20 protein-coding genes and 1 CRISPR repeat array are annotated in these 22,547 nt (G+C 65.8%); of the genes, 16 read left to right on the top strand and 4 right to left on the bottom strand.

Annotated features, from left to right (window positions below):
* Positions 1 to 233 precede the first annotated feature (233 nt).
* Positions 234 to 782, top strand: a complete 549-nt coding sequence (locus OXF11_09765; protein ID MCY4487387.1) for a TIGR00730 family Rossman fold protein — start codon at positions 234 to 236, stop codon at positions 780 to 782.
* 5 nt (positions 783 to 787) lie between these two features.
* Here OXF11_09765 and lnt read toward each other — a convergent pair whose 3' ends face one another.
* A complete protein-coding gene (gene lnt, locus OXF11_09760) occupies positions 788 to 2,356 on the bottom strand; it encodes an apolipoprotein N-acyltransferase (protein ID MCY4487386.1) in 1,569 nt (522 codons plus the stop codon).
* A 137-nt stretch (positions 2,357 to 2,493) separates the two neighbouring features.
* On the opposite strand from lnt, the gene OXF11_09755 reads away from it, so the two are divergent.
* The 4 genes from OXF11_09755 to OXF11_09740 all read left to right on the top strand — a co-directional run bounded on the left by OXF11_09755 (position 2,494) and on the right by OXF11_09740 (position 8,133).
* Positions 2,494 to 3,522: an amidohydrolase family protein gene (locus OXF11_09755; protein ID MCY4487385.1), complete on the top strand. Its 1,029-nt coding sequence runs from the start codon at positions 2,494 to 2,496 to the stop codon at positions 3,520 to 3,522.
* 175 nt (positions 3,523 to 3,697) lie between these two features.
* The gene (locus tag OXF11_09750; GenBank protein ID MCY4487384.1) at positions 3,698 to 3,970 is read left to right on the top strand and encodes an RNA-binding protein; all 273 of its coding nucleotides are present in this window, start codon (positions 3,698 to 3,700) and stop codon (positions 3,968 to 3,970) included.
* A 220-nt stretch (positions 3,971 to 4,190) separates the two neighbouring features.
* Complete coding sequence (locus OXF11_09745) at positions 4,191 to 5,312, top strand: hypothetical protein (protein ID MCY4487383.1); 1,122 nt, start codon at positions 4,191 to 4,193, stop codon at positions 5,310 to 5,312.
* Between the two features lie 277 nt (positions 5,313 to 5,589).
* Positions 5,590 to 8,133 carry a CoA transferase gene (locus OXF11_09740; GenBank protein MCY4487382.1) on the top strand — a complete coding sequence of 848 codons (2,544 nt, stop codon included), beginning with the start codon at positions 5,590 to 5,592 and terminating at the stop codon, positions 8,131 to 8,133.
* 46 nt (positions 8,134 to 8,179) lie between these two features.
* Here the strand turns inward: OXF11_09740 and OXF11_09735 are convergent, their stop codons facing one another.
* From OXF11_09735 to OXF11_09725, 3 genes are read right to left on the bottom strand one after another with little or no spacing between them, the layout of a single operon-like run.
* On the bottom strand, positions 8,180 to 9,064 hold the full coding sequence (locus tag OXF11_09735; GenBank protein ID MCY4487381.1) for an enoyl-CoA hydratase/isomerase family protein: 885 nt from the start codon (positions 9,062 to 9,064) through the stop codon (positions 8,180 to 8,182).
* 24 nt (positions 9,065 to 9,088) lie between these two features.
* A complete protein-coding gene (locus tag OXF11_09730) occupies positions 9,089 to 9,967 on the bottom strand; it encodes an enoyl-CoA hydratase/isomerase family protein (protein ID MCY4487380.1) in 879 nt (292 codons plus the stop codon).
* Between the two features lie 17 nt (positions 9,968 to 9,984).
* Positions 9,985 to 10,620 carry a helix-turn-helix domain-containing protein gene (locus OXF11_09725; protein MCY4487379.1) on the bottom strand — a complete coding sequence of 212 codons (636 nt, stop codon included), beginning with the start codon at positions 10,618 to 10,620 and terminating at the stop codon, positions 9,985 to 9,987.
* A 118-nt stretch (positions 10,621 to 10,738) separates the two neighbouring features.
* Between OXF11_09725 and OXF11_09720 the strand changes: the two genes are divergently transcribed.
* The 11 genes from OXF11_09720 (at position 10,739) to cas2e (ending at position 21,859) form a co-directional block, all read left to right on the top strand.
* Positions 10,739 to 11,020 (top strand): hypothetical protein, encoded by a 282-nt coding sequence (locus OXF11_09720; protein ID MCY4487378.1) that lies wholly within the window; start codon positions 10,739 to 10,741, stop codon positions 11,018 to 11,020.
* Between the two features lie 262 nt (positions 11,021 to 11,282).
* Positions 11,283 to 12,071: a hypothetical protein gene (locus OXF11_09715; GenBank protein MCY4487377.1), complete on the top strand. Its 789-nt coding sequence runs from the start codon at positions 11,283 to 11,285 to the stop codon at positions 12,069 to 12,071.
* 77 nt (positions 12,072 to 12,148) lie between these two features.
* A complete protein-coding gene (locus OXF11_09710; protein ID MCY4487376.1) occupies positions 12,149 to 13,132 on the top strand; it encodes a WYL domain-containing transcriptional regulator in 984 nt (327 codons plus the stop codon).
* 165 nt (positions 13,133 to 13,297) lie between these two features.
* Entirely contained in the window at positions 13,298 to 15,853 is a 2,556-nt protein-coding gene (gene cas3, locus OXF11_09705) for a CRISPR-associated helicase Cas3' (GenBank protein MCY4487375.1), read from the top strand.
* A gap of 89 nt (positions 15,854 to 15,942) precedes the next feature.
* A complete protein-coding gene (locus tag OXF11_09700; GenBank protein MCY4487374.1) occupies positions 15,943 to 17,493 on the top strand; it encodes a CRISPR-associated protein Cse1 in 1,551 nt (516 codons plus the stop codon).
* Entirely contained in the window at positions 17,480 to 18,058 is a 579-nt protein-coding gene (locus OXF11_09695; GenBank protein ID MCY4487373.1) for a hypothetical protein, read from the top strand. The genes OXF11_09700 and OXF11_09695 overlap by 14 nt, the downstream gene beginning before the upstream one ends.
* Positions 18,055 to 19,179: a type I-E CRISPR-associated protein Cas7/Cse4/CasC gene (cas7e, locus tag OXF11_09690; protein ID MCY4487372.1), complete on the top strand. Its 1,125-nt coding sequence runs from the start codon at positions 18,055 to 18,057 to the stop codon at positions 19,177 to 19,179. Before OXF11_09695 ends, cas7e begins: the two co-directional genes overlap by 4 nt.
* Positions 19,176 to 19,889: a type I-E CRISPR-associated protein Cas5/CasD gene (gene cas5e, locus OXF11_09685; protein MCY4487371.1), complete on the top strand. Its 714-nt coding sequence runs from the start codon at positions 19,176 to 19,178 to the stop codon at positions 19,887 to 19,889. The genes cas7e and cas5e overlap by 4 nt, the downstream gene beginning before the upstream one ends.
* Positions 19,886 to 20,671, top strand: coding sequence for a type I-E CRISPR-associated protein Cas6/Cse3/CasE (cas6e, locus tag OXF11_09680; protein MCY4487370.1), 786 nt, complete (start codon positions 19,886 to 19,888; stop codon positions 20,669 to 20,671). The genes cas5e and cas6e overlap by 4 nt, the downstream gene beginning before the upstream one ends.
* A complete protein-coding gene (gene cas1e, locus OXF11_09675) occupies positions 20,671 to 21,555 on the top strand; it encodes a type I-E CRISPR-associated endonuclease Cas1e (protein ID MCY4487369.1) in 885 nt (294 codons plus the stop codon). The genes cas6e and cas1e overlap by 1 nt, the downstream gene beginning before the upstream one ends.
* Before the next feature lie 10 nt (positions 21,556 to 21,565).
* Positions 21,566 to 21,859 carry a type I-E CRISPR-associated endoribonuclease Cas2e gene (gene cas2e / locus OXF11_09670; protein MCY4487368.1) on the top strand — a complete coding sequence of 98 codons (294 nt, stop codon included), beginning with the start codon at positions 21,566 to 21,568 and terminating at the stop codon, positions 21,857 to 21,859.
* Between the two features lie 60 nt (positions 21,860 to 21,919).
* A CRISPR array of direct repeats spans positions 21,920 to 22,497; the repeat unit is 29 nt; unit sequence GGTTCCCCCGCACGCGCGGGGATAGACCC.
* Positions 22,498 to 22,547 lie beyond the last annotated feature (50 nt).

Genomic DNA, 22,547 nt, shown 5'->3' with positions numbered 1-22,547 from the left:
CGGCAAGGCGCGATGACTTGTAGGGGCGACCTGCGGTCGCCCCCCAGTGGCGGGCACCACGCGAGGAAGACCCCGGGTCAAGGCCCGGGGTGACGTAACGCAGCCGACGGCGAAAAGGACCCGCGGTTTCATCAAGCTATTTGTGAGGCAGGACACTAGTGTACCAAGATGCACAGGACTGGCCACGAACAACGAGCCGCGGGCGGGCAGGGCGGCATGAACCGGGAGTTTGAATGAATCGAATCTGTGTCTTTTCGGGCTCCAGCGCCGGCGTGCTGGAGGAGTACGCGCACACGGCCGCCTCACTGGGCCGCGAGCTGGCGCGCCGCGGCATCGGCGTGGTCTACGGCGGTGCCTCCATCGGGCTCATGGGATGCGTGGCCGACGCGGCCCTGGAGGAGGGCGGCGAGGTCATCGGCATCATCCCCGAGGCGCTGATGATGAAGGAGCTCGTCCACTCGAACCTCACCGACCTCAGGGTGGTGGACTCCATGCACCAGCGCAAGGCCTTGATGGAGAGGCTTTCGGACGGGTTCATCGCGCTGCCGGGAGGCTACGGCACGCTCGAGGAGATCGCCGAGATGATCACCTGGCTGCAGCTCGGGTTTCACTCCAAGCCCTGCGGCCTGCTCGACGTGAGCGGCTACTACGCCCACCTTATCGGGTTCCTCGACCATGCGGTGGACCAGGGTTTCCTCAAGCAGAAGCACCGTGACAAGCTGCTCGTCGCCGACACCGTGGACGGCATGGTGCGGGCGCTCGGCGAGTTCCGTCTGCCCTGACCGTCCTACGTATTCCGGCCGGGCTTGCGCCGCCGCCGTGCGCGGGTTCCCCGGCGCAGGCCCGGTCTCCGGGCGATCCCCGCGGCCGCCGCCGCGCCCGCGGTCACCACCGTCATCAGCCACGGGAACCAATCGCCGTAGCGCACGTAGAGGGTCTCCATCTCCAGCAACGGTACGGTGGCGCGCAGCACCCCTTCGGTGAACACGGGTAGCGGCTCGGACATGCGCCCGGCCGGATCGATGACCGCGGTGAGGCCGGTGTTGGTGGCGCGCACCATGGCCCGGCGCGTCTCGATGGAGCGCCATTGCGCCAGCCACGCGTGCTGCCACGGCGCCACGGTGTCCCCGTACCAGGCGTCGTTGGTCAGGTTGACCAGCAGGTTGGCGCCCTGGTCCCTCACGAAGCGGCGGGAGAGCGCGGGCATCAGGTCTTCGTAACAGATGAGGGGCGCCGCCCGGGCTCCCTTGGGCAGGGTGAAAGCGGTCTCGATGGCGCCCGCGGTGAAGCCTTCGCCGATGGCCTGCACTCCGGGGACCCAGCCGATGAGCCACGCCAGCGGCACGTACTCGCCGAAGGCGAGCAGCACCTGCTTGTGATAGCGGCCCGACACCGCGCCCGCGGGGTTCACCGCCACCGCGCTGTTGTAACGGCTGAAACGGTTGCCCGGCTGACGCCGGTAGCTGATGGCGCCGACGATCATGTGCGGATGGCGCTCGGGCAGCAGCTCGCGGGGGATGCGCCGCCCGTTCTCGCGCAGCCACGTTTCCATGGCGGACTCGGGCCAGATGACCACGTCGGCGTCCGCGTTCTGCAGGGACAGAGCCTTGTACGTATCCTGGTTGGTCTTGAGGAAGGCGTTCTTGCCCTTCCGCTCGATGGAGATGTTGCCTTGCACGACCGCGACGTCGAGGGTCCCGGCTTCCTTCGACGCACCGTCGACCTGGGCCAGCCGCACCTGTCCGTAAGCCAGGGCCGCGGCCAGCGTGGCGGCGGCGGCGGCCGCGGACCATGCCGCCCCCCGCGCGCTCCCGGCCCCGCGGCGGGCGCGCAGCCAGCGGTAGAGCGCCGTGCCGCACCACAGCAACAGGAAGGTGACGCCATAGTGCCCGGTCAGGTCCGCCGATTGCACCAGGAGCGTGAACGGGTTCTGGCTGGTGGCGAGATACCAAGGGAAAAGGTTAGGGTACCAGAACTCGACCGCGACCCAGAACGCCGCCGGCAAGAGCGCCAGCGGCCCCAGTCCGCACGCGCGCACCAGGGCCGCGAACGCGACGAACGGGATGGCCCCGTAGGCGACGAAGAGGGCGAACGCCGCGGTGGCCACGGCGTAGTTCACGCCGCCGAACACGTGCACGGTATAGACGATCCAGTGGAAGCCCAGGGCGATGGTCGCCGCTCCCGCGAGCGCTCCGGCCCACAGCGCCTGCCGCCAGTCGCGGGCGCCTTCGATCGCCGCAAGCAAAGGGACAGGGGCCAACCAGGTCAGTGGAAAGAGGACCGGCCAGAGGAAGGGAGTAGCGATGAGCGCCCCGCCGAGGAGCGACAAACCGAGCAGCGAGCCGAACCCCAACATGAAGCCGGCAGTCTACGTGTCCCGGCAAGGGGCGTCAACGAGGTTCGTTACCCGTTGACAAGAGAAATGACGAACGAATAATCTGGCCCGGTGCGTTACGACGGAGTCATTCGGGTCATACGGAAGGGGGAAAGCCAATGGGTGCATACATCGATGCCGACGGGCACATCATGGAGCGTGAGAACGAGCTCAACGAGTACATCAATCACGAGTACCTGGGTCGGGGAAGTCTGAGCTTCCGCCAGATGCTGCCGAGCCTCGACAAGTTCCACACGCCGCGGAGCCGGCACATCGAGCCGGAGGGGATCTTCGACGCTTCCGTCGGCCCCGAGCGCTGGATGGAGTTTCTGAAGAAGACCGGGATCGAGGCTTCGGTGCTGTATCCCACGGCGGGTCTTTCCTACGGCCAGGTGCACTTTCCCGAGTGGGCGTCGGCGTATGCGCGCGCCTACAACGACTGGCTGTCGGAGAAGTACCTGAAGGCCAGCGACCGCTTCAAGGGGGTGGCGCTCATCCCGGTGCAGGACGTGCCGGCGGCGGTGGAAGAGCTGCGCCGGGCGGTCAAGGACTTGGGAATGGTGTGCGCCATGCTCCCGTCCAACGGCCTCGACCGGCACTACGGCTCGGATCAGTTCTGGCCGCTCTACGAGGAAGCGGAGAAGCTCGACTGCGCTCTCGCGGTCCACGGCGGTTGCTACGGTGATCTGGGCTTCAACTCGTTCAAGGTCTTCCCGGCCACGCGCGCGCTGGGCATGCCGTTCCCGCTGGCGATCCACATGACGGGGATGATGTCGGAAGGCATTTTCGACCGCTTCCCCGACCTGCGCGTGGGCTTTCTGGAGGGAGGCACCGCGTGGATCCCGCTGGTGCTCGACCGGCTGAACCGCGAGGCGGAGTACGGCGGGCTGCAGCTCAAGAGGGACCCGATCGAGTACTTCCGCAGCGACCGGGTCTTCGTCGGATGCGAGGGCAACGAGGACGTACTGTCGTACTGCGTCAATCGCGTGGGACACGAACCCTTCATGTTCTGCTCCGACTTCCCGCACGAAATCACCATGGACAACTGCATGGAAGAAATCGACGAGATCCTCGAACGGGAAGAGCTCACGGACGCGCAGAAGGAGGCAATTCTAGGGGACAACGCGCGCAGGTTCTACAAGATCTGACGGCTTGACGGCCTCGGACCGAAGGGTTACGATAATTACGTCCCACAGGGGGCGACCATCGTAAGTCTCACCTTGCGACCGACCGAGATCGTGGTTCAGAACAACATCTTGCCTGTTCGACTCCTTCGAGGTCAGAGCCCAGGGTGCATGGCCGAATTGACCGGGAGGAGAACATATGGAAGGCAGGAGACTCTATGTCGGCGGGTTGCCGTACTCGACGACGGACATGCAACTTGAGGAAGTTTTTTCGGTACACGGCGCTGTTGAGTCCGCACAGGTGATCATTGACAAATTCACGGGCCGCTCACGCGGCTTCGGTTTCGTGGAAATGGGAACGCCCGACGAGGCGGAGGCCGCGGTCAACGCACTCAACGAGACCGAGCTCGGCGGACGCACCATCACGGTGAACGAGGCCCGGCCCCAGCGCCGCGACTTCGGTCGGGGCTAGCCGATCGCCGCACCGTCGAACCGACACGACATACTCACAAGGGTCGCGCGCCCCTTGCCGAAACCCGCGAGCCGCGGGGCCTGAGTGCCCCGCGGCTCGTTTCATTTTAGCCATGGCACCCACGACCCAATGACAACATTCAGGCGCCATTGCCATTAACCCGCGAATAGGGCATGTAGGCCATGACCCGGCACACGCGGGCGCGAAAGGAGACGACGACATGGCGACAGGCAACGGTTTCGGAACGGCCAGCGGGATCAAGCTGGTGGGGCGCTTGGACCTGCCGGGCGGCGGCAAGGTCGAGGTGGACAAGGGTTTCGCGTACGTGGGCCATATGGACCCGCCCCACGGGACTTCCGTCATCGACGTCCGCGACCCCAAGAATCCCAAGCTGGTGGCGCAGCTTGACGTGCCGCCGGGAATTCATTCGCACAAGGCCGCGGTCAGCAACGGCGTGATGATTGTCAACCACGAGCGCTATGAGAACAACCAGGACGCCCAGGGCGGCCTCAAGGTGTTCGACGTGTCGGACCCGGCCAACCCGCGCGAGGTGTCGTTTTTCAAGGCCGCCGCCAAGGGCGTTCACCGCTTCACCTTCGACGGCCGCTACGCCTATTTCTCTCCGGTCATGGAAGGGTACGTGGGCAACATCTGCATGATCCTGGACCTGGCCGCCCCCGCCAATCCCCAGGAGGTGGGCCGCTGGTGGATGCCGGGGCAATGGGTCGCCGGGGGCGAGGAGCCCACGTGGCCCGGCACCATGCATCGCTGCCACCATCCCATCCGCCGGGACGACCGCCTCTACGTGAGCTACTGGCACGGCGGCTTCGTGATCCTGGACATCTCCGACATGAGCCAGCCCAAGTTCATAAGCCGTCTCGACTGGAGCCCGCCGTACCCGTCGCCCACCCACACGACCCTGCCCATGCCCGAGAAGCTCATGGGCCGCGACATCCTGGTGGTCACCGACGAGGAGGCGCAGAAGGCGGCGCCGCTGCCCTACGCCTTCATGTGGGTGGTGGACATCTCCGACGAGGCGCATCCCGTGCCCATCTCGACCTTCATGCCCGACCGCGACGACGAGCCCACCGACCGCTACGGCGCACACCAGCCCAACGAGCAGGTGTACGGCAATGTGCTCTACGTCACCTGGTTCAGCGGCGGCCTGCGCGCGGTGGACGTGTCCAATCCCTATCAGCCCAAGGAGGTGGGCTACTACGTGCCCGAGCCGGGCAAGGGGCAGAACACGGTCCAGAGCAACGACGTCTTCCAGGACGAGAACGGCCTCCTGTACCTCATCGACCGCCTCGACGGACTGGAGATCCTCGAACCGCAGGTGTAGACGCCGGGTTCGCCGAATCGTCATTCCCCCTCGATGCGTCATTCCCGCGAAAGCTTGCCCTCGACCCCGATCGGGGGCGGGAATCCAGGGGTGGCGAGGCAGGGAAACGCCGCTGCAGTGCCCCACCACCGCCCCTGGATTCCCGCTTCCGCGGGAATGACGAATCGGGGGTTGGCGCCAATTCTTGACCGGCGACGTTTTGACACAGCCTGGTTCGCGGGAATGACGTTTCGGCGCTCCAGGGTCATTCCCCGTGTCTGGAGATCATTCCACGCCCATGGCTGAGCACGAAATCGAACACCAGGCGCCTGCCGCCCTGGCGCACCTGCGAGTGGTGGAGCTTGGCGACGTGCCCGCGGCTTACGCCGGCCGGCTCCTGGGAGACCTGGGGGCCGACGTCATCAAGGTGGAGCCGCCGGAGGGCGCCCCCGAACGGAGGCTTCCGCCCTTCGCCGGCGGCGTCGCAGGCGTCGAGCGGAGCCTCACCTTCCTCCACGCCAACACCAACAAGCGCAGCCTGGTGCTGGATATCTCCGCCGCCGGCGACCGGGACACTTTCACGAAGTTGCTGCTCTCGGCGGACGTGTTTATCGAGGCCACGCCGGTCGGGCGCCTAGAGGAATGGGGATTCACCGACGCGTGGCTCGAGGCGAACCACCCGGGGCTGGTGACCGTGTCCCTGACGCCCTTCGGCCGCACCGGCCGGTACCGCCACTACAAGAGCAGCGACGCCATCACCAACGGCGCCGGAGGGTTCCTCTACAGCCAGGGCGACGATCAGCGCGGCCCGTGCACCGCGCCCTCCCATTCGGCCTACCAGGTGGCCGGCTGCGTGGCCGCGACCCTGGCGCTGGCCGGGGTGCGCCACCGCCGGCGTTGCGGCGTGGGCCAGCGCCTGGACGTCTCGCTCCAGGAGGCGTTGAGCTTCACCAACAGCAGCTCCATCGCGCGCTACACCCTGGAGAACCGCATGGGGCGCCGTCCCGGCGCCAAGACCTACGGCGGCGCCGTGACGAACATCTACCGCTGCAAGGACGGGCGCTACGTCCACTTCACCGCCAACCTGCCGCACATGTGGCGCGAGCTGACCCAGAACTGGATGCCCGGCACCATCCTGTCGGAGCCGCAATGGGAGGACACGGCCTACCGCGACGCCCGCAGCGACGAGGCCTCCGCCGTGGTGGCCGAGTTCATCAGCGGCTTCACCGCGGACGAGTTCGTGACCGAGGCCCAGGGGCGGCATCTCTCGGCCGCGCCGCTCAACACCGTGGGCCAGTTCGTGGAAGGGGAACAACTGGCCGCGCGCCCCCGGCTCCAGGAGATCGAGCACCCGGTCATCGGGCGCTACCGGGCGCCGGGCTTCCCCATGCGCCTTTCCGGGACGCCCATGCGGGTGCGCCGCCCGGCGCCGCTGCTGGACCAGCATCGAGAGGAGGTTCTGGCCGAGCTGGAGCAGGGCAGGGAATCCGACGCCGTTCGCGCTGAGCTCTCCGACCAAGCCCAGGACAGAGAAGCCGTTCGCGCTGAGCCCTTCGGCAAGGCTCAGGACAGAGAACCCGTTCGTCCTGAGCGTAGCGAGGCGCAGCCGAGCGAAGTCGAAGGGCGCAAGCCCGAGGCGGCTTGGCCGGCGGAACCCTCCGACCCCATGCTGTCCGGGCTCCGCATGGCCGACCTCACGCAGCAGTTCGCCGGCCCCCTGGGCACCGAGATCCTCGGCTACTACGGCGCGGAGGTCCTCAAGGTCGAATCCAACACCGTGGCGGCCAGGGGCCGGCTCACCGCCGTCCACGCCGACATGAACCGGGCCAAGCTGGGCGTCACCCTGAACCTGCGGCACGACCAGGGCAAGGAGCTGTTCCGCCGTCTCGTGGAACGCTCCCAGGTCGTGGTGGAGAACTTCAGCGTGGGAGTCATGGAGCGGCTCGGCTTTGACTACGAGTCGTTGCGGCAGATAAACCCCGGCATCATCCAGGTGTCCATGCCCGGCTGGGGCAGGGAAGGGCCGCTCAAGTCATGGGTGGCATGGGGCTGGCAGCTCCTGGCCTACACCGGGCTCATGCGCCTGTGGGGCTATCCGGAGTCGCCCATGCGCGCGCGCTGCAAGATCGCTTGGCCCGACCGCGTCGGCGCCATCACCATGACCCTGGGCGTGATCGCGGCGGTGGAGCACCAGGAACGCACCGGCGAAGGGCAGTTCATCGAGGCCTCCATGCTCGAGGCCCAGGGCGCCATGCTCGGCCCCGCCATCCTGGACTACACGGTCAATGGCAACGAGTGGGACACGCTGGGCTACCGCGAAATCCTGGGCGACCCCTACGCCCCCTACGGCTGCTACCCCTGCGCCGGCAATGACGACTGGATCATCATCGCCTGCGAGACCGACGAGGAGTGGCAGGCCATGGTCGAGGTCATCGGCGCCGGCTCATGGGCCGAGGACGCGCGCTTCGCCACCAAGGAAGGCCGGCGCCATCACCGCGACGAGCTGGACGAGAAGCTGACGGGATGGACCCGCACCCAGACCGCCCGCCAAGCCTTCCGCCGCCTCCAGCAGGCCGGCGTCGCCGCCGGCAACCCCATGTCCGGCGAAGACCTCTACTACGACCTCCACCTGCGCGAGCGCGGCCACATCGTCGAGATCGACGAACCCCCCTGGGGCCGCGTCGCCCACCACGGCCTCCCCGGCATCCCCTCCCGCTCCAAGGCCAGCGCCGCCCTCCCCGCCCCCTGGATCGGCGCCCACAACGCTTATGTGCTGGGCGAGGTGCTGGGCCTGAGCAAAGAGGAGATTGGCGCGTTGGAGGAGGCGGAGGCGGTCAAGTAACCGCGCCCAAACCCTCCTGGATCGCTCCCGGATCAAGTCCGGGATGTTACTGTCCCTTGGCGAACGGCCCGAACGGCTCCGGGCGGAACGGTTGGTCGCGGGCTTCGAAGAAGGCGCGCAGGCCGCCTTGCTTGCGGGCGTCTTCCAGGCGCTTGTTGAACTCCTCGCGCTTGGAGAGGCGGGCCATGGCGCTCAGTTCGGAGTTGAGGAGCCAGGCCTTGTGGAGGCCCATCATTTCGAGGCCCTGGGTGGCGATGGCGAGGTTGATCTTGACGGTTTCGGGCGGCACCAGGGCCACGCGCTCGACCATGCGGGAGCATTCCTCCAGCAGTTCGTCCCGCGGCACGACCTTGTTCACCAGGCCGATGCGCAGGGCCTCGGCGGCGTCGACGTGGTCGCCGGTGAGGGCGTAGCGCAGGGCGTTCTTGGGGCCGGCGAGCAAAACCCAGATGAAGTCGGTGCCGGCGGCTTGCCGCACCTGCGGCTGGCCGAAGACCGCGTCGTCCGCGGCCACGGTCAGGTGGCAGGTGAGGGCGAGCCACGAAGCGGTGCCCAGGCACCAGCCGTTGACGGCGCCGATGATGGGCTTGGGATACTCCCAGCGGTACAGGCGCCGGCGCAGGATTTCCTCGCGGTCCTTGTCCCGGACCTTGTCGAACTCCTTGTAGAGCGGCACGCCTTCGGGCAGGGCTTGGGGCCACACGGTTTCCGGGGCGCCGTCCTCGGACATGTCCTCGCCGGTGGAGAAGCAGCCGCCCGCGCCGGTGAGGATCACGCCGCGCACCTCGGGGTCGTCCTTGGCCTCGGCCAGGGCGGCGTCGAGTTCCGCCAGGAGCTCCTCGCTCAGGGCGTTGCGCCGGTCCGGGCGGTTGAAGGTGATGAGCGCGCCGCTGCGCTGCTTTTCATAGAGAAGGTTCTGGTACGCGGACATGGGGGTCTCCTTGCAGGGGTGGTCCTACTGCCTGGGCTTCGACCGCGGGCCGAAGGGCTCGGGCTGGAACGGGCCGTCGCGCAGTTGCAGGTATTCGCGGATGTTCTTTTCGCGCGCCTCGTTCAGCGGGCGCCGGTGCTCCTCGCGCAGCATCACGTGGGCCGGGGCCGAAAGCTGCGAGTCGAGCATGAGGGCGTCGCGCAGCCCCATCATCTCCATGCCCAGGGTGGCGATGGCGAGGTTGATCTTCACCGTCTCGGGCGGCACCAGGGCGATGCGCTCCGCCAGCTCCAGGCATTCGTCCAGCAGCCGCTCGTGCGGCACTACCTTGATGACGAGGCCGATGCGCAGGGCCTCCTGGGCGTCGATGTGGTCGCCCACGAGACCGTAGCGCAGCGAGTTCTTGACGCCGGCGAGCATGGTCCAGAGGAAGCTCGTGTTGGAGCCGTGGCGCACCTCGGGCTGGGCGAAGACGGCGTGCTCGGAGGCGATGGTGATGTGGGTGCACAACGCCAGCCACGAGCCCGCGCCCATGGCCCAGCCGTTGATGGCGCCGATGACCGGCTTGTCCAGTTCCCACAGGCGCAGGAAGTGGTTGCCCTCGCGTCCGCGCCAGGAATCGATCCAGTCCGACGCGGACTGGCCCGTGGGGACGCCGTAGGGCCATTCCAGGTCGCGCCGCCGGCCCGGCTTGGGGCCCTGGTCCATGCCCGCGGAGAACGCGCGCCCGGCGCCGGTGATGATGATGGCGCGCACCTTGGGGTCGGCCACGGCGTCGTCCAGCGCCGCCGACATCTCTTCCTGCACCGTCGGGCTTATGGCGTTCATCACCTGGGGCCGGTTGAGCGTTATCACCCCCGCGGCGCCGCGCTTCTCGTAAAGGATCTCGGTGTAGTCTGCCATGGGTTCTCCCTATTCCCCTATCGTTCCTTCTTCCAGACGATGCGGTAGATGCCGGCGATCTCCGACAGCGGCATGATGATGGGATCGTAGCCGTGGGCGATGCTGATGAGCACCAAGTGGCCGTTTTCCCGCTTGATTCGCTTGATCAGGTACTCACCGCCCACGGTCTTGACCACGCAGTAGTCGCCGGAGTGCCACTCCTTGTCGGGCGAGCATACCACGATTTCCCGGTCTTCATAGCGAGGGCTCATTGAGTGACCGCGCACCTCGACACCGAAGGCGTTGGCGTCCTTGAGGTCGTAGGGACGCGATACCCGGCGCCATCCCTCGCCCACGGGGAAGCCGTCCTCGGAGAACTCGCCCCGGCCCGCCCCGGCCCGCCCCACGATGGGAAGGTCGTCGGGCACATGCCCGGACACGTCCCGGACACGGTCGCTAATGGCCAGCAGCCATTCCAGCGACACCCCGCACACCGAAGCCAACCGGTGCAGGATGGCGGACTGTGGCGCCCGGTCGCCGGCCATGTAGTTGTATACCGCGGTCTTGGAGATGCCCGCGCGCTGCGCTACCTCCATGGGGTCGCGTTCCGCCATGGCGAGCGTCAGGCGGCGGGCAAGGTCGGTCTTGGGGAGTCTTGTCTTTTTCCTCGGCATGATGTATATAGTTCTCAGTTGAAAAAATGCTTGACATCATAGTAGTCAATTGATAACTTCCCGTCAAGCGCAGTCATGACGCGAATGACGCGACTTCTAAGATCAAGAAGGGGAAGCAATGCCACGCGAGACAAGACGACATCTGAGGCCGGTGGACGGAGGCCGGGAAGTTCCTAAGAAGTGGGTCGAGGTAGACGCCTCGTTGGTGGGGTTGTCGGTGCTCTCGGCCCTGCACAAGATCGATGACGGCGAGGATGGTGTGGCGGACGTGGACGTCGGCGGCCGCACGCTGCGAATCCGTTTCGATCCGCTCCAGAAACGCATCCTGATGTTCGAGATCAAGAAGACCCGGGCGCGTGTCTCGCGTATCACGGGTCCGGGCACCAAGACCCTCCAGTAAGCCTCAAGAGCCGGGAGGACGGGGATCGAGACTGGCGCCGACCGCGGTGAAGACGGCAGTCTCGACCCCGCCCCCGAGACCGTTCCTCACCTTCACGCCTCCTTCCGTAGCCTCCTTGGACGGCTCCTCACGGTCCGGCCGGTTCAGGGCCGGCCGTTCCTTTCTCACCAAGGGCGACTGCAACGATGAAATTTCTTCGTTGCACTCTTCTTTTATTTGCCCTATAATTTAGCCGGTTGCCTTCTCATCATTGAAGCAAAGCATGAGAATCGAGCCCCACAGTCTCCGACCGGCTTCCCAGGTCCATCCCGTGATCAAGATCGTCTTGCCGGTTTTCCTGAGCCTCGCTTGGGCGCTCCTGCTCGCGTGTGCGGCCTCGGCGCAATCGATGGAACAGGCGCGCGCGGCCTATGCCGACGGCCGCTTTGCCGCCGCCGCGGAACTAGCCGAAAAGCTCCGGACTTCCGAGGGTTACGCATTGGCGGCGCTGGCGTTGGTGATGCACGGTCACCTCTCTTCCGAGACGCGCGTGAAGGAGCCGCTCTACAAGCGTGCGATCCGGTTGGCCAAGAGCGCCATCCGGCTCGACCCGCGCAACCCGGAAGCGCACATCCAACTGGCCCATGCCATGGGCCGGTACGCCCGCGCCATCGGTTTCGTCAAGGCCGTGGCGGGGGGATACGCCCGGAAGGCGCGGAACGCCATCGACAAGGCGCTCCGGCTGGCCCCCGACAAGGCCGGGGCGCATCTCAGCATGGCCACATGGCACGCGAAACTCGTCAAAGGCGCGGGGCCGATGGCTGGGCTCCTTTACGGCGCCACCGCGAAGAAAGCGCGCAAGCACTACCAGCGCAGCATCGAACTCGTGCCCCACAACAAGGTGGCGCGCGTCGAGTACGCGTTCGCCCTCTTGAAGATGGACGAGCGACGCCACCGTGCGGAAGCGCTCCGCCAGCTCAAGCACGCCGTCCAAGCCCCCCCGAGAAACGCGGTCGACCGTCTCTACCACGAGAAGGCGGTAGCCCGGTTGGCCGTCCTTAACGGAAGCTGAACGCGCCGGCGCGCTGGTTCCCGCTGGTTCTCACGCCGCGCCGCTGGTATGGCCAGCCTCGATCCCTGGATACAAGCATGCCGCGCAACGACCAAGTCACGCGCCAGTGGCTGTTGTTGAAGAGGCTGGAGGACGTCCGGGGCGCGACTCTGTCGGAGCTTGCGGAGTCTCTGCCGGAGGACTACTCGCGTCATCCTCGCACCATTCGCCGCGACCTGGAGGCCCTGGAGGCCGCCCACATTCCCCTCATCACCGAGCGCCGAAACGGTCAAACCGTGTGGCGTCTGATGGACGGATACCGCCAGACCCTGCCACTGGCGCTGTCGCCGACGGAGCTCATGGCGCTGGTGTTCAGCCGCGACCTGCTGAAGCCCTTGGACGGGACGGAGATCAAGGCGTCTCTCGATTCTGCACTGACCAAGGCCGCCGCGGCGTTGCCCGCCGAAGGCGCGACGTATGTCGAGAACTTGCGAGGGCAGTTCGCCGTGGGGCTCGGCTCGCACAAGACCTACCGCGAGCACCGGCACACCATCGACCAGCTCTCACGGGCCATTTCGCGTACTCGCACGGTGCAGGTCCGCTACTACACCGCCTCGCGCAACCAGACACGGCGCCGGGACGTCGATCCATACCGCCTGTGGTATGCGGACGGCGGGCTCTTCCTCATCGGCTACTGTCACCTCCGAAGGGACGTGCGCACGTTCGCGGTGGATCGCATCCGCTCCCTGGCCGTCACCAACCGCCCGTGCCAGATGCCCTTGGGCTTCGACCTGGACGCCTACGTCAAGGACTCCCTCGTAGTGATGCGCGGTAAGCCCATCGAGCTGGAGCTGCTGTTCGACAAGGCCACGACCGCATGGGTGAAGGGCCGCATCTGGCACCACAGCCAGCACGTCCACGAAACCCAAGACGGACGCCTGGTCCTTTCGCTCCGGGTCGCCGATACTCCCGAGCTGGTGGGCTGGGTGCTTCACTTCGGCGGGGGCGTGCAGGTCGTCGGCCCCGCCGCCTTCCGTGACAAGGTCCGCGACGAAGCCCGCAAGATTCTTGATCGGGTTTGACCCCGGATGTCACTCCTGCCTGCTATCGGTTGCGGGTAGGTGCTTCCTGTTCTGCGAAGGAAGGTACAGCAGGGAGGACGGGATACCCTGGTGTTGGAGTGTCCGTGAGGTCGTGTCGGACAGTTGCGAGTGCGGACGAGGGGCCACGAATGATACGAGAGTGGAATGAGTGATAACGAGATGAACCGAACTGCCTGGGGCAAGACGGACGGCCGCGACGGTTTCACGCACCACTTGGCACACCATTCGATGGACGTGGCCGCGGTCTTCCAGCGGCTGCTCGATCTGCCGGTGTTCCGCGCCAGGGCCGAAAAGGCGGCGGAAATGACGTTGTCGCGCCAGACTGTCGCCCGGCTGGGGGCCATCGTCTTCGTGCACGATATTGGAAAGCTTCATCCCGCGTTTCAGGCCAAGGGCTGGCGGGAGGGCCTATGGACTTGGCCCGAGCGGGGCCACGTGCCGGAGAGCCTGCATTTCCTGGAACTGTCCTGGAAGTTGCCGGATCATCCGTTCCGGGAGGTGCTCCAGTCCCTCGCGCAGTGGGGTGCGGGCGTCGAGCCTTTGCTCGTCGCAAGTCTGTCGCACCACGGGCGACCCATCGAGCAAGGTTCGCAGGCCACGGCCGCGGATTGGCCCACGCTCCCGCACTACGACTGGCGCGGGCAGGCGGCCACCATGGCGGATGCCGTGCGTCGCTGGTTCCGAGAGGCGTTCACGGACGGCGGGAACCTCCCCGAGCACCCGAGGTTTGTCCACTTCTTCGCGGGCTTGACCGCGTTAGCTGATTGGGTTGGGTCGGACAAGCGGTTCTTCGAGTTCATCGGGACTTTCGATCAGGACTACGAAGAGGTGGCGCGCGACCGGGCAGCCCGCGCCGTCACGGAGCTTGGGCTCGATGTCGCGCGCCTCCCGCGCCGTCCTTCGCTGTCGTTCACGGAGTTGACGGGTTACGCGCAGCCGAATCCTGCGCAGGACGTTGTGGGCGGGATGAGTGATGAGGAAAGGCTGGTGATCCTCGAGGCCGAAACGGGCTCAGGGAAGACCGAGGCCGCTCTCTGGCGTTTTGCCCAGCTCTTCGCGGCGGGACGCGTCGAGGGGCTCTACTTCGCCGTTCCCACGCGGGCAGCGGCGCGACAGCTCCATGGCCGCGCCCACAAGGCCATGAAGCGGGTGTTCGGGGACCACGGTCCCGAGGCCATCCTTGCCGTTCCGGGGTTGCTCGCGGCGGGAGAGGCCACGGGGCGCCGTCTTCCGGGGTGGCAATTCCTTTGGGAGGACCGGTCGGGAAGCGTGCCGGCACGGTGGGCGGCAGAACATGCGACGCGCTTCCTCGCCGCGACTGTCGCGGTGGGTACGGTGGACCAAGCCATGCTGGCGGGCCTGAAGATCAAGCACGCCCACCTGCGGGGCAGTGCACTCAGCCGGAGCCTGCTGGTCATCGACGAGGTCCACGCATCCGATGCCTACATGACCGGGGTACTGGCCCAACTGCTGGATGCGCATCTGGCACTCGGGGGTTACGCGATGTTGATGTCGGCCACGCTAGGGTCCCGCGCACGGGTGCGCTGGACCGGCGAAACCCAGCCAGGCTTTTCCGACGCCGTGGCCACGAGCTATCCGGCCGTGTGGACCGGCGGCAAACCGGAGCCCAGGTGGACGGAGGGGATCCGATGCTCCAAGGAGGTGCGCCTGGAGTTGGACGACATGGCGCCGGACCGTGCCGCGGAGTTGGCGTTGAAAGCGGCGAACCAGGGAGCGCGGGTTCTGGTCATTCGCAATACGGTAACGAAGGCGGTGGAGACATGGGAGGCCGTGCAGGAACTTGGCGGCACCGCACGACTGCTCCAGGCCGCCGACGGCCCGGCGCTTCACCACGGCCGCTTTGCCGCGGAGGATCGAGTGCTTCTGGATCGGGCGGTCGAGGAGGTACTCGCGCCGAACCCACAACGTCCTCGGATGGGTGTCGTCGTCATCGGGACTCAGACGCTGGAACAGTCCCTCGACATCGACGCTGACTACCTGATCACGGATCTATGCCCGGTCGACGTTCTATTGCAACGTGTCGGGCGGTTGCATCGGCATCAACTGCCGCGTCCCGAGGGTTTCGAGGACGCCAAGACCGTCGTCCTGACGCCCGCGGATGGGCTTGATCGGTTGACGGCGCCCGACTTCGAAAACGGTCTGGGTGGTTGGGAAGCTCAGGGGGAGTTTCAGGGCATCTACCGGGACCTGCCGGTGGTGGAACTTACGAGGCGGCTGATCGAACACGAGCCGCTTTGGAATATCCCCGAGATGAATCGCCGGCTGGTGGAAGCCGCCACCCATCCGGAGCGAACGGCGGCACTGATCCTTGAAAAAGGGGAGGCATGGATCGCCTACGAACGGACGTTGGGAGGCGTCGAGGCGGCTGAGCGCGCGTTGGCCCGCTTGCGCTGGCTCGACCGGGAACACCGGTACGAGGACAGTCCCTTTCCGCCGGGTGACGAGCGCATCATGACCCGGTTGGGCGAGGACGGCGTCGTGTTGACGCTTGATCCCAGTCCGATCAGCCCTTTCGCGAACCGCATCTCGCAAATCACGCTACCAGCACGCTGGTCGGCGGGCATCTCGTCAACGGATGCGGAAACGGTTGAGGTCAACCCGGTTCCCGGTGGGCTTGTGCTGTTGGTGGGGGAACGCGAGTTCGCTTACTCGCGGAAAGGGCTGGCAGTTTTGCCGTGAGATTGGTTTTCATATATTGATACAACTTATCGATAATAACCTATTGTTTTATTTCATCACGATATCGGGAAGGAACTCGGAAGACGCAGATGAACCTTTTGACAAGCCGCATCATATCGATATCGACAGCGCAACGTCTTGCACTATCGGAGCTTCTGGCAGCGATGGCGCGAGGCGAGGTAGCGGCGTTCCCGGCCCTGAGGCCCCACCAGCGTCCCGCGTGGCACATGTTTCTTGTGCAGCTTGCCGCCTTGGCGCTTTGGAATGCCGGGCGGGAGGCTCTCCCCAGCGACGCTGATGAATGGACGAATCTGCTACGCGCCCTGACGCCAAACCACACGGACGATGGCCCTTGGCATCTGGTCGTAGAGGACAACGCCCAGCCCGCCTTCCTTCAACCGCCGGCCCCCGTTGGCCTGAAGTGGTCGCCCGTGCCGACACCGGACGCGTTGGACCTGCTCATCACGGCACGCAACCACGATCTCAAACAAACCGTGGCGCGCGACGTGGAGGCGGAAGACTGGTTGTTCGCGCTCGTCTCTTTGCAGACGTCCGCGGGCTACGACGGTGCTGGAAACTACGGCATCGCCCGGATGAATGGCGGGTCTTCCAGCCGCCCGATGATGGGACTTGTACCGGCGCGAGGTGAAGACTGCCGGCTTAACCCAAGCAAATGGTGGTGTCGCGACGTCCAGCGGCTTCTCCATGAACGGCGCGAGGGCAAAGGTTCCGAATTCGGCACCGAAGGCGGTCCTGCGCTTCTCTGGTGTCTGGACTGGCTGGAGGGCAGTCAACTCGACCTGCGCACCTTGGACCCATGGTTCATCGAGGTCGCCCGGCGAGTCCGTCTCGTCCAGTCAGAGCGAGGCCTCTCGGCTGTCAGGGCCGTCTCGAAGGCTGCTCGCGTCGACGCCAAGGTCTACCGTGGGTACGTCGGTGATCCGTGGGCTCCGGTGCACATCAACGAACACAAGGCGCTGACGTTGGGCGGCGGCGACTTCGACTACAGAAAGTTGGCGGATCTCCTGTTCGGAGGAGAATGGCAGGTCCCTTTGCTGGCACAACTCGGACCCAACGAGGACGTTACCGACAGCGTGCTCGTCGCCGAGGCCTTGGCCCGCGGAAACAGCAAGACGGAGGGCTTCAAGAGTCGCGTTGTTCCTGTCCCGGATCGTGCCGTTCGGCTATTTCGATCGGCGGCCGCGGGGAAGTTGTCGAAGCTGCAACTGGACGAGATCAAGGCCTTCGACGAGGCGTTACGCAATGCCATTGCCCTCCTTTCCGGACGTGGTGATTGGGATCAGGTGGGTAAAGGCCAGTACGCGAGTTCGAGATCCGCTAGAGAGCGGTTTGATCGCGTGGCCGACAGGCTGTTTTTCTCGCACCTTTGGTGGCGGCTCGTGGCGGAGGACTCGGGCGACACCGACGCTCAGGAAACGGCGGGACGCGGGTTCCGACTCGCCCTGTTGGATGCCGCCCACGCGGAGCTGGAAACCTCCATGTCCAGCATTCCTTGCCCATCCATTCAGCGGCCGAGGGCCGAAACACGCGCCCGCCGGGCATTCCGATCACGGGTGTGGAAGCTGGATCCGCAACTTCAACAGACCGGAAAGCAGGAGGAGATTGATGCCGAACTCTGAAGACGTGGGGCACGCCGCCATTGCCGCGGCCCGCATGCTCCAGCGCCTTGAACCAGGACCGTTGGCGGACTTGCGTCGCATGGACGGGGGGATCGGCGCTCCCGGTTTCTGGCGTTTAGCGGCGCAGCATCCTGGCACCATCGGTCGGGAGCAGCAAGCTTGGATGGGCATCATCCGCATAATGGCCATCCTCACGCCAAAGGGTGAGCCGTCGTCACGCTGGGATCTGCACGACCCCAAGCGTCGTTTAGGCGCGGTGTTGTGTGACGGGGGCGACCCCACTTGGCCGGGAACGGCTTCGCCGCGCCCCAGAGTGAGCGAGCGCCGACTCGGACAACTCATCACCTCACGAGACAAACAGCGGGAAGTGTCGTTGACGCGTCTCGCGCGGTCCATCACCAGCACGCGACAACCCAACAGCGGCGTCAATGTCGTGGACATCGCCTGGACACTGCTCTACCCGGATTCCAAGTATAGCGCGCAACGACTTGCGGAACCGTACTACCGACGGCTGGACCGGGCCGAGCGCGAACACCAAACCAACCAAGAAGGAGCCAAGGAATGACCACCGCACCCCGCTTTCTCCAGATCCACACCCTCAGTCCCTACACCGGCGCTCTATTGAACCGCGACGACTCCGGGCTGGCGAAGCGGCTGCCCTATGGGGGCGTGCTGCGCACTCGTGTTTCGTCGCAGTGCCTTAAGCGGCACTGGGCTAAGACCGATGATCCGCACGCACTGATCCGGATCGATGGGACGGAGGCTGCCTTCCGTTCACGAGAGTTGGTGACACGCAGGGTCATCGACCCGCTATCAGCCCGTTTCCCGGAAGACGTGGTCAAGGTCTTGGAGCCCGAGTTTCAACAGGCCGTGTACGGCGACAAGGGCACAACAAGGACAAACCGGCAGACGCTGCTGTTTGGCGCGCCGGAGATCGAATGGCTCGCCAAGGAGGCCGAACGTCTGGCCCGGGAAGCCAACGGTGATGCCGACGCGGCCAAGACGGCGGCGGCGAGTTGGAAAAAGGAGTTCCGGGCCAACATCAGCGCCATGCGCGACAACGCCAAGCTCCCCGCCGGGATCACGTCGGCTTTGTTCGGCCGGATGGTAACATCCGACCCCGACGCGAACATCACCGCGCCGGTCCATGTGGCCCATGCCTTCACCGTGCACGAGGAGGAAGCCGAGAGCGACTACTTCACCGCCGTGGACGACCTGTCAGTGGACGACCCAGGTGCGGATACGATCCAGGAGACCGAGCTCACCTCGGGCCTGTTCTACGGGTATGTGGTCGTCGACCTGCCGTTGCTGATCGAGAATCTCGGCGGGGACATCGAGTTGGCCGGCGCGGTCTTGCACAATCTCGTCTATCTCATCGCCGAGGTTTCTCCCGGCGCCAAACTCGGTTCGACGGCGCCGTATGGGCGCGCTTCGTTGATGCTGCTGGAAGCTGGCGACCGCCAACCGCGATCCCTGGCCGAGGCGTACCGCCGTCGGTGCACACCGGATGCCGAGGGTGCGATGGCCGCCTTGGGTGCTCACCTGACTCGGCTCGACGAGGCCTACGATACCGCGGAAGAGAGACACGTCATGAGCTTGGTCGACGTCGAGCTGCCACGGGCGCAGCGGGGTTCCCTCGCGACGCTTGCCAACTGGGCGAAAACGCTACCGGGAGCCTTGGGATGAGTCACAAGTGGCTGGTCATTCGTCTGGAGGCCCCGTTGATGGCCTTCGGCGGTGTGGCCGTCGACCAGGAGAATCCGACTCGCGATTTTCCCTCGGCCTCGATGCTGACCGGCCTCGCGGCCAACGCGTTCGGGTGGCACTGGTCCGACCGCGCCGCGCATCAGGCTTTGCAGGATCGGCTGATTTTCGCTGCGCGGCGCGAACGGGAGCCGATCGCGTCCGGGATTGTCATAGACGTCCAGAACGTCCAACTCGGTAAGGGCGATAAGGGCTGGACGACTTTCGGGACGCCGGAGGGACGCGACGGCGCAAGTTATGGCGCCCCGCATCGGCGTACGCGACGCTACCTGGCGGACCAGGCGGTGCGGGTCGTGTTGCGGTTTGACCCCGCGGAGATCGATCCGACGTTGGATGAGTTGGCCGCGGCTCTCGATCGCCCGGCCCGTCCACTCTTCATCGGACGAAAATCGTGCTTGCCTGCGTGCACGCTGACGGACGGATGGGTCGATGGAGACACGGCCCACGGGGCGTTGTGCGCGCTTTCAGGTTCCGGGACATTTCGTGCGCTGTGGCCGGTGGGGGAAGGGCCTGAAACCGGCGACTCGGTGGAGCGTGTCGTGGATCTGCCGGATGTACGGAACTGGCGGACCGGGCTGCACGCCGGCTCGCGCGCGGTGGTGGAGGGACATGTGAAGGGGGCAGATTCATGAATCCAATGTTCCTTGTCCGCGTGCCCGTAGCGATGAATCAACTGGCTCGCTGTGCTGGCGAGCGCGGCTGGCTCCGCCATCGCGGCAGCGTCGCGGGTTTCGATGAGGGTCGTGTGCTGCATCACCTACTGGACGAGACGTTCGGGCCGGGTTCGTTGCGTCCGTTCCGCCTGTTGGTGGCGCCTCGCCAAACGGTAGGGAGCCTCTACGGTTATTGCGAGAACGACGCGGAACGCCTGCGCGACGGTGCCCGAGTCCATGCCCTACCCGAGCACTTGGGCGTGCTCAATCTCGACCGGCTTGAGAGCAAAGCCATGCCCGGTGCATGGGCGGAGGGCCGGCGGCTCGGGTTCGACCTGCGGGTGAGGCCTGTGCGAAGGCTCAAGAGCACGGGTGGCAACGGCGAGACGGCATTTCGCAAGGGTGCGGAGCTCGACGCATTTCAGGTCGAAGCGTTGCGTCGGCACCCCGACAATCCGGACGGGATGGAACAGGATGGCCAGACAAGAGAAGCGGTCTACATGGACTGGCTTGCGGAACGGCTGGAGCCGGCGGCTGAACTCGACAGGAAGGCGACGAGACTGGTCCGGTTCCAGCGCCTCCGTGTCTCACGCGGCAACGCCGGCCCCGAGGGCCCGGACGCAACCTTTCACGGCGCGTTGACCGTAACGGACCCCGAACGATTCAAGGTGCTGCTTGCGAAGGGTGTTGGGCGGCATCGGGCGTACGGATTCGGCATGCTTCTTCTCCGCCCGGCGTCGAGGCCGGTACCGAGACGATAATGCTCAAGGGTCGGCTCGGTCTTGACAGCGCTAGAGTTCCTCACGGCGACCGTGCTGGACTTCTCTATCTCGCCCGCGGCGCCTTGACCGCGCGCGACGGGACGCTGGCTTTCCTGCAGGGCGAGGGAACCCGAGCTGACGCGCTGTTACCCGGAGACTACGCGATCCCCCTTCAGGGTATATCGATGATCCTCCTCGGTCCTGGTTCCACCGTGAGCCACGACGCTTTGCGACTGCTCGCGCATGCCCGCACGGCCCTCGCCGCAATAGGCGAGGACGGGGTCAGGATGTATACTGCTCCGCCCCTGATCCCGGACCGATCTGGCCTCGCCCGGACTCAGGCTCGCGTCTGGGCCGACGACAAGAAGCGGCTTGACATCGCGCGGCGTATGTATGCCTGGCGGTTGGGGGAAGTACTGCCGCACCGGAATTTCGACGTGCTCCGCGGCATTGAAGGCGCGCGCATGAAACAGTCCTATCGTCTCATCGCCAAGCAGATCGGAGTCGAATGGAAGGGTCGGCATTACGACCGCGCCCGTCCCGACGCGGCCGATCTGGCCAACCAAGCCTTGAACCATGCGTCCAGTGCGGTAGAGGCCGCCGCCGCGATCGCCGTGGCCTCGACGGGCACGATCCCGCAGCTCGGTTTCATACACGAAGACCCGGGACAGTCATTCGTCCTCGACATCGCCGACCTGTACCGGGACAGCGTCACCATCCCGTGCGCCTTCCGCGCAGCCAAGCGGGTCGGCGACCGACCCTTCGAAAACATCGAACGCACCACCCGCCGCATGACCGGCGAGACCCTGGCAAGGGAGGGCATCATCCCGGCAATGATCAACCGGATCAAGTCGCTGTTCGAGGTGACCGACTCACAGACATGAGGGCTCGAACATGCCGATGACCATGGTTGTCACGCGGGATGTCGAGGCCCGCTACCGCGGTTTCCTCACGTCCGTCATGCTGGAAATCGCCCCGGGCGTGTATGTCGCGCCGGACCTTTCCGCAGGTGTACGTCAACGAGTATGGGATGTTGTCGAGTCCTGGTGGTGGTCCCTCGGTCGTGGGGCAATCGTGATGGTCTGGCGTGATGTCAATGCCTCCGGACACCTCCGCATCGAAACCCTCGGTGAGCCACCAAAAGAGATTGTCGACGCTGACGGCGTTCTCCTTTTGAAACGAAATTGAGGGACGTTCTCGTTCCCACGTTCTTTGAAAACTCGTAATATCAATGGGTTAAGTGCAAGGGGTTCCCCCGCACGCGCGGGGATAGACCCTCCGCCGAGTCGCCGGTGCCGGTCTCGATGATGGTTCCCCCGCACGCGCGGGGATAGACCCGCTCTACCCGTTCACGTGACCTACGAAGGCGGGGTTCCCCCGCACGCGCGGGGATAGACCCGAATGGTACAAGTGGCCGGAGGACGGTGACATGGTTCCCCCGCACGCGCGGGGATAGACCCGTCAGTCTCGCCATGGCGGGGCTTCCGGCGGTGGTTCCCCCGCACGCGCGGGGATAGACCCGGCAAGCTGTCCGCGCGAGATCCCGCCCAGGAGGTTCCCCCGCACGCGCGGGGATAGACCCGGCACGGCAGGGACGCCGCGACCTTGCCTCAAGGTTCCCCCGCACGCGCGGGGATAGACCCGACGGTGATATCGTCATTGAGCAGAATGCCTCGGTTCCCCCGCACGCGCGGGGATAGACCCACCTACCGCATATGCGCGTTTCTCAACGCGCTGGTTCCCCCGCACGCGCGGGGATAGACCCTTCCTGCACCTGGTTCCCAACGTCGTGCAGACGGTTCCCCCGCACGCGCGGGGATAGACCCTTCCTGCACCTGGTTCCCAACGTCGTGCAGACGGTTCCCCCGCACGCGCG

The organism is Deltaproteobacteria bacterium (genome assembly GCA_026712905.1).
In the GTDB taxonomy this organism is placed as follows: domain Bacteria; phylum Desulfobacterota; class Binatia; order UBA9968; family JAJDTQ01; genus JAJDTQ01.
The sequence above is the reverse complement of the archived record's forward strand: the minus strand, read 5'-3'. Positions and strand labels throughout refer to the sequence as shown.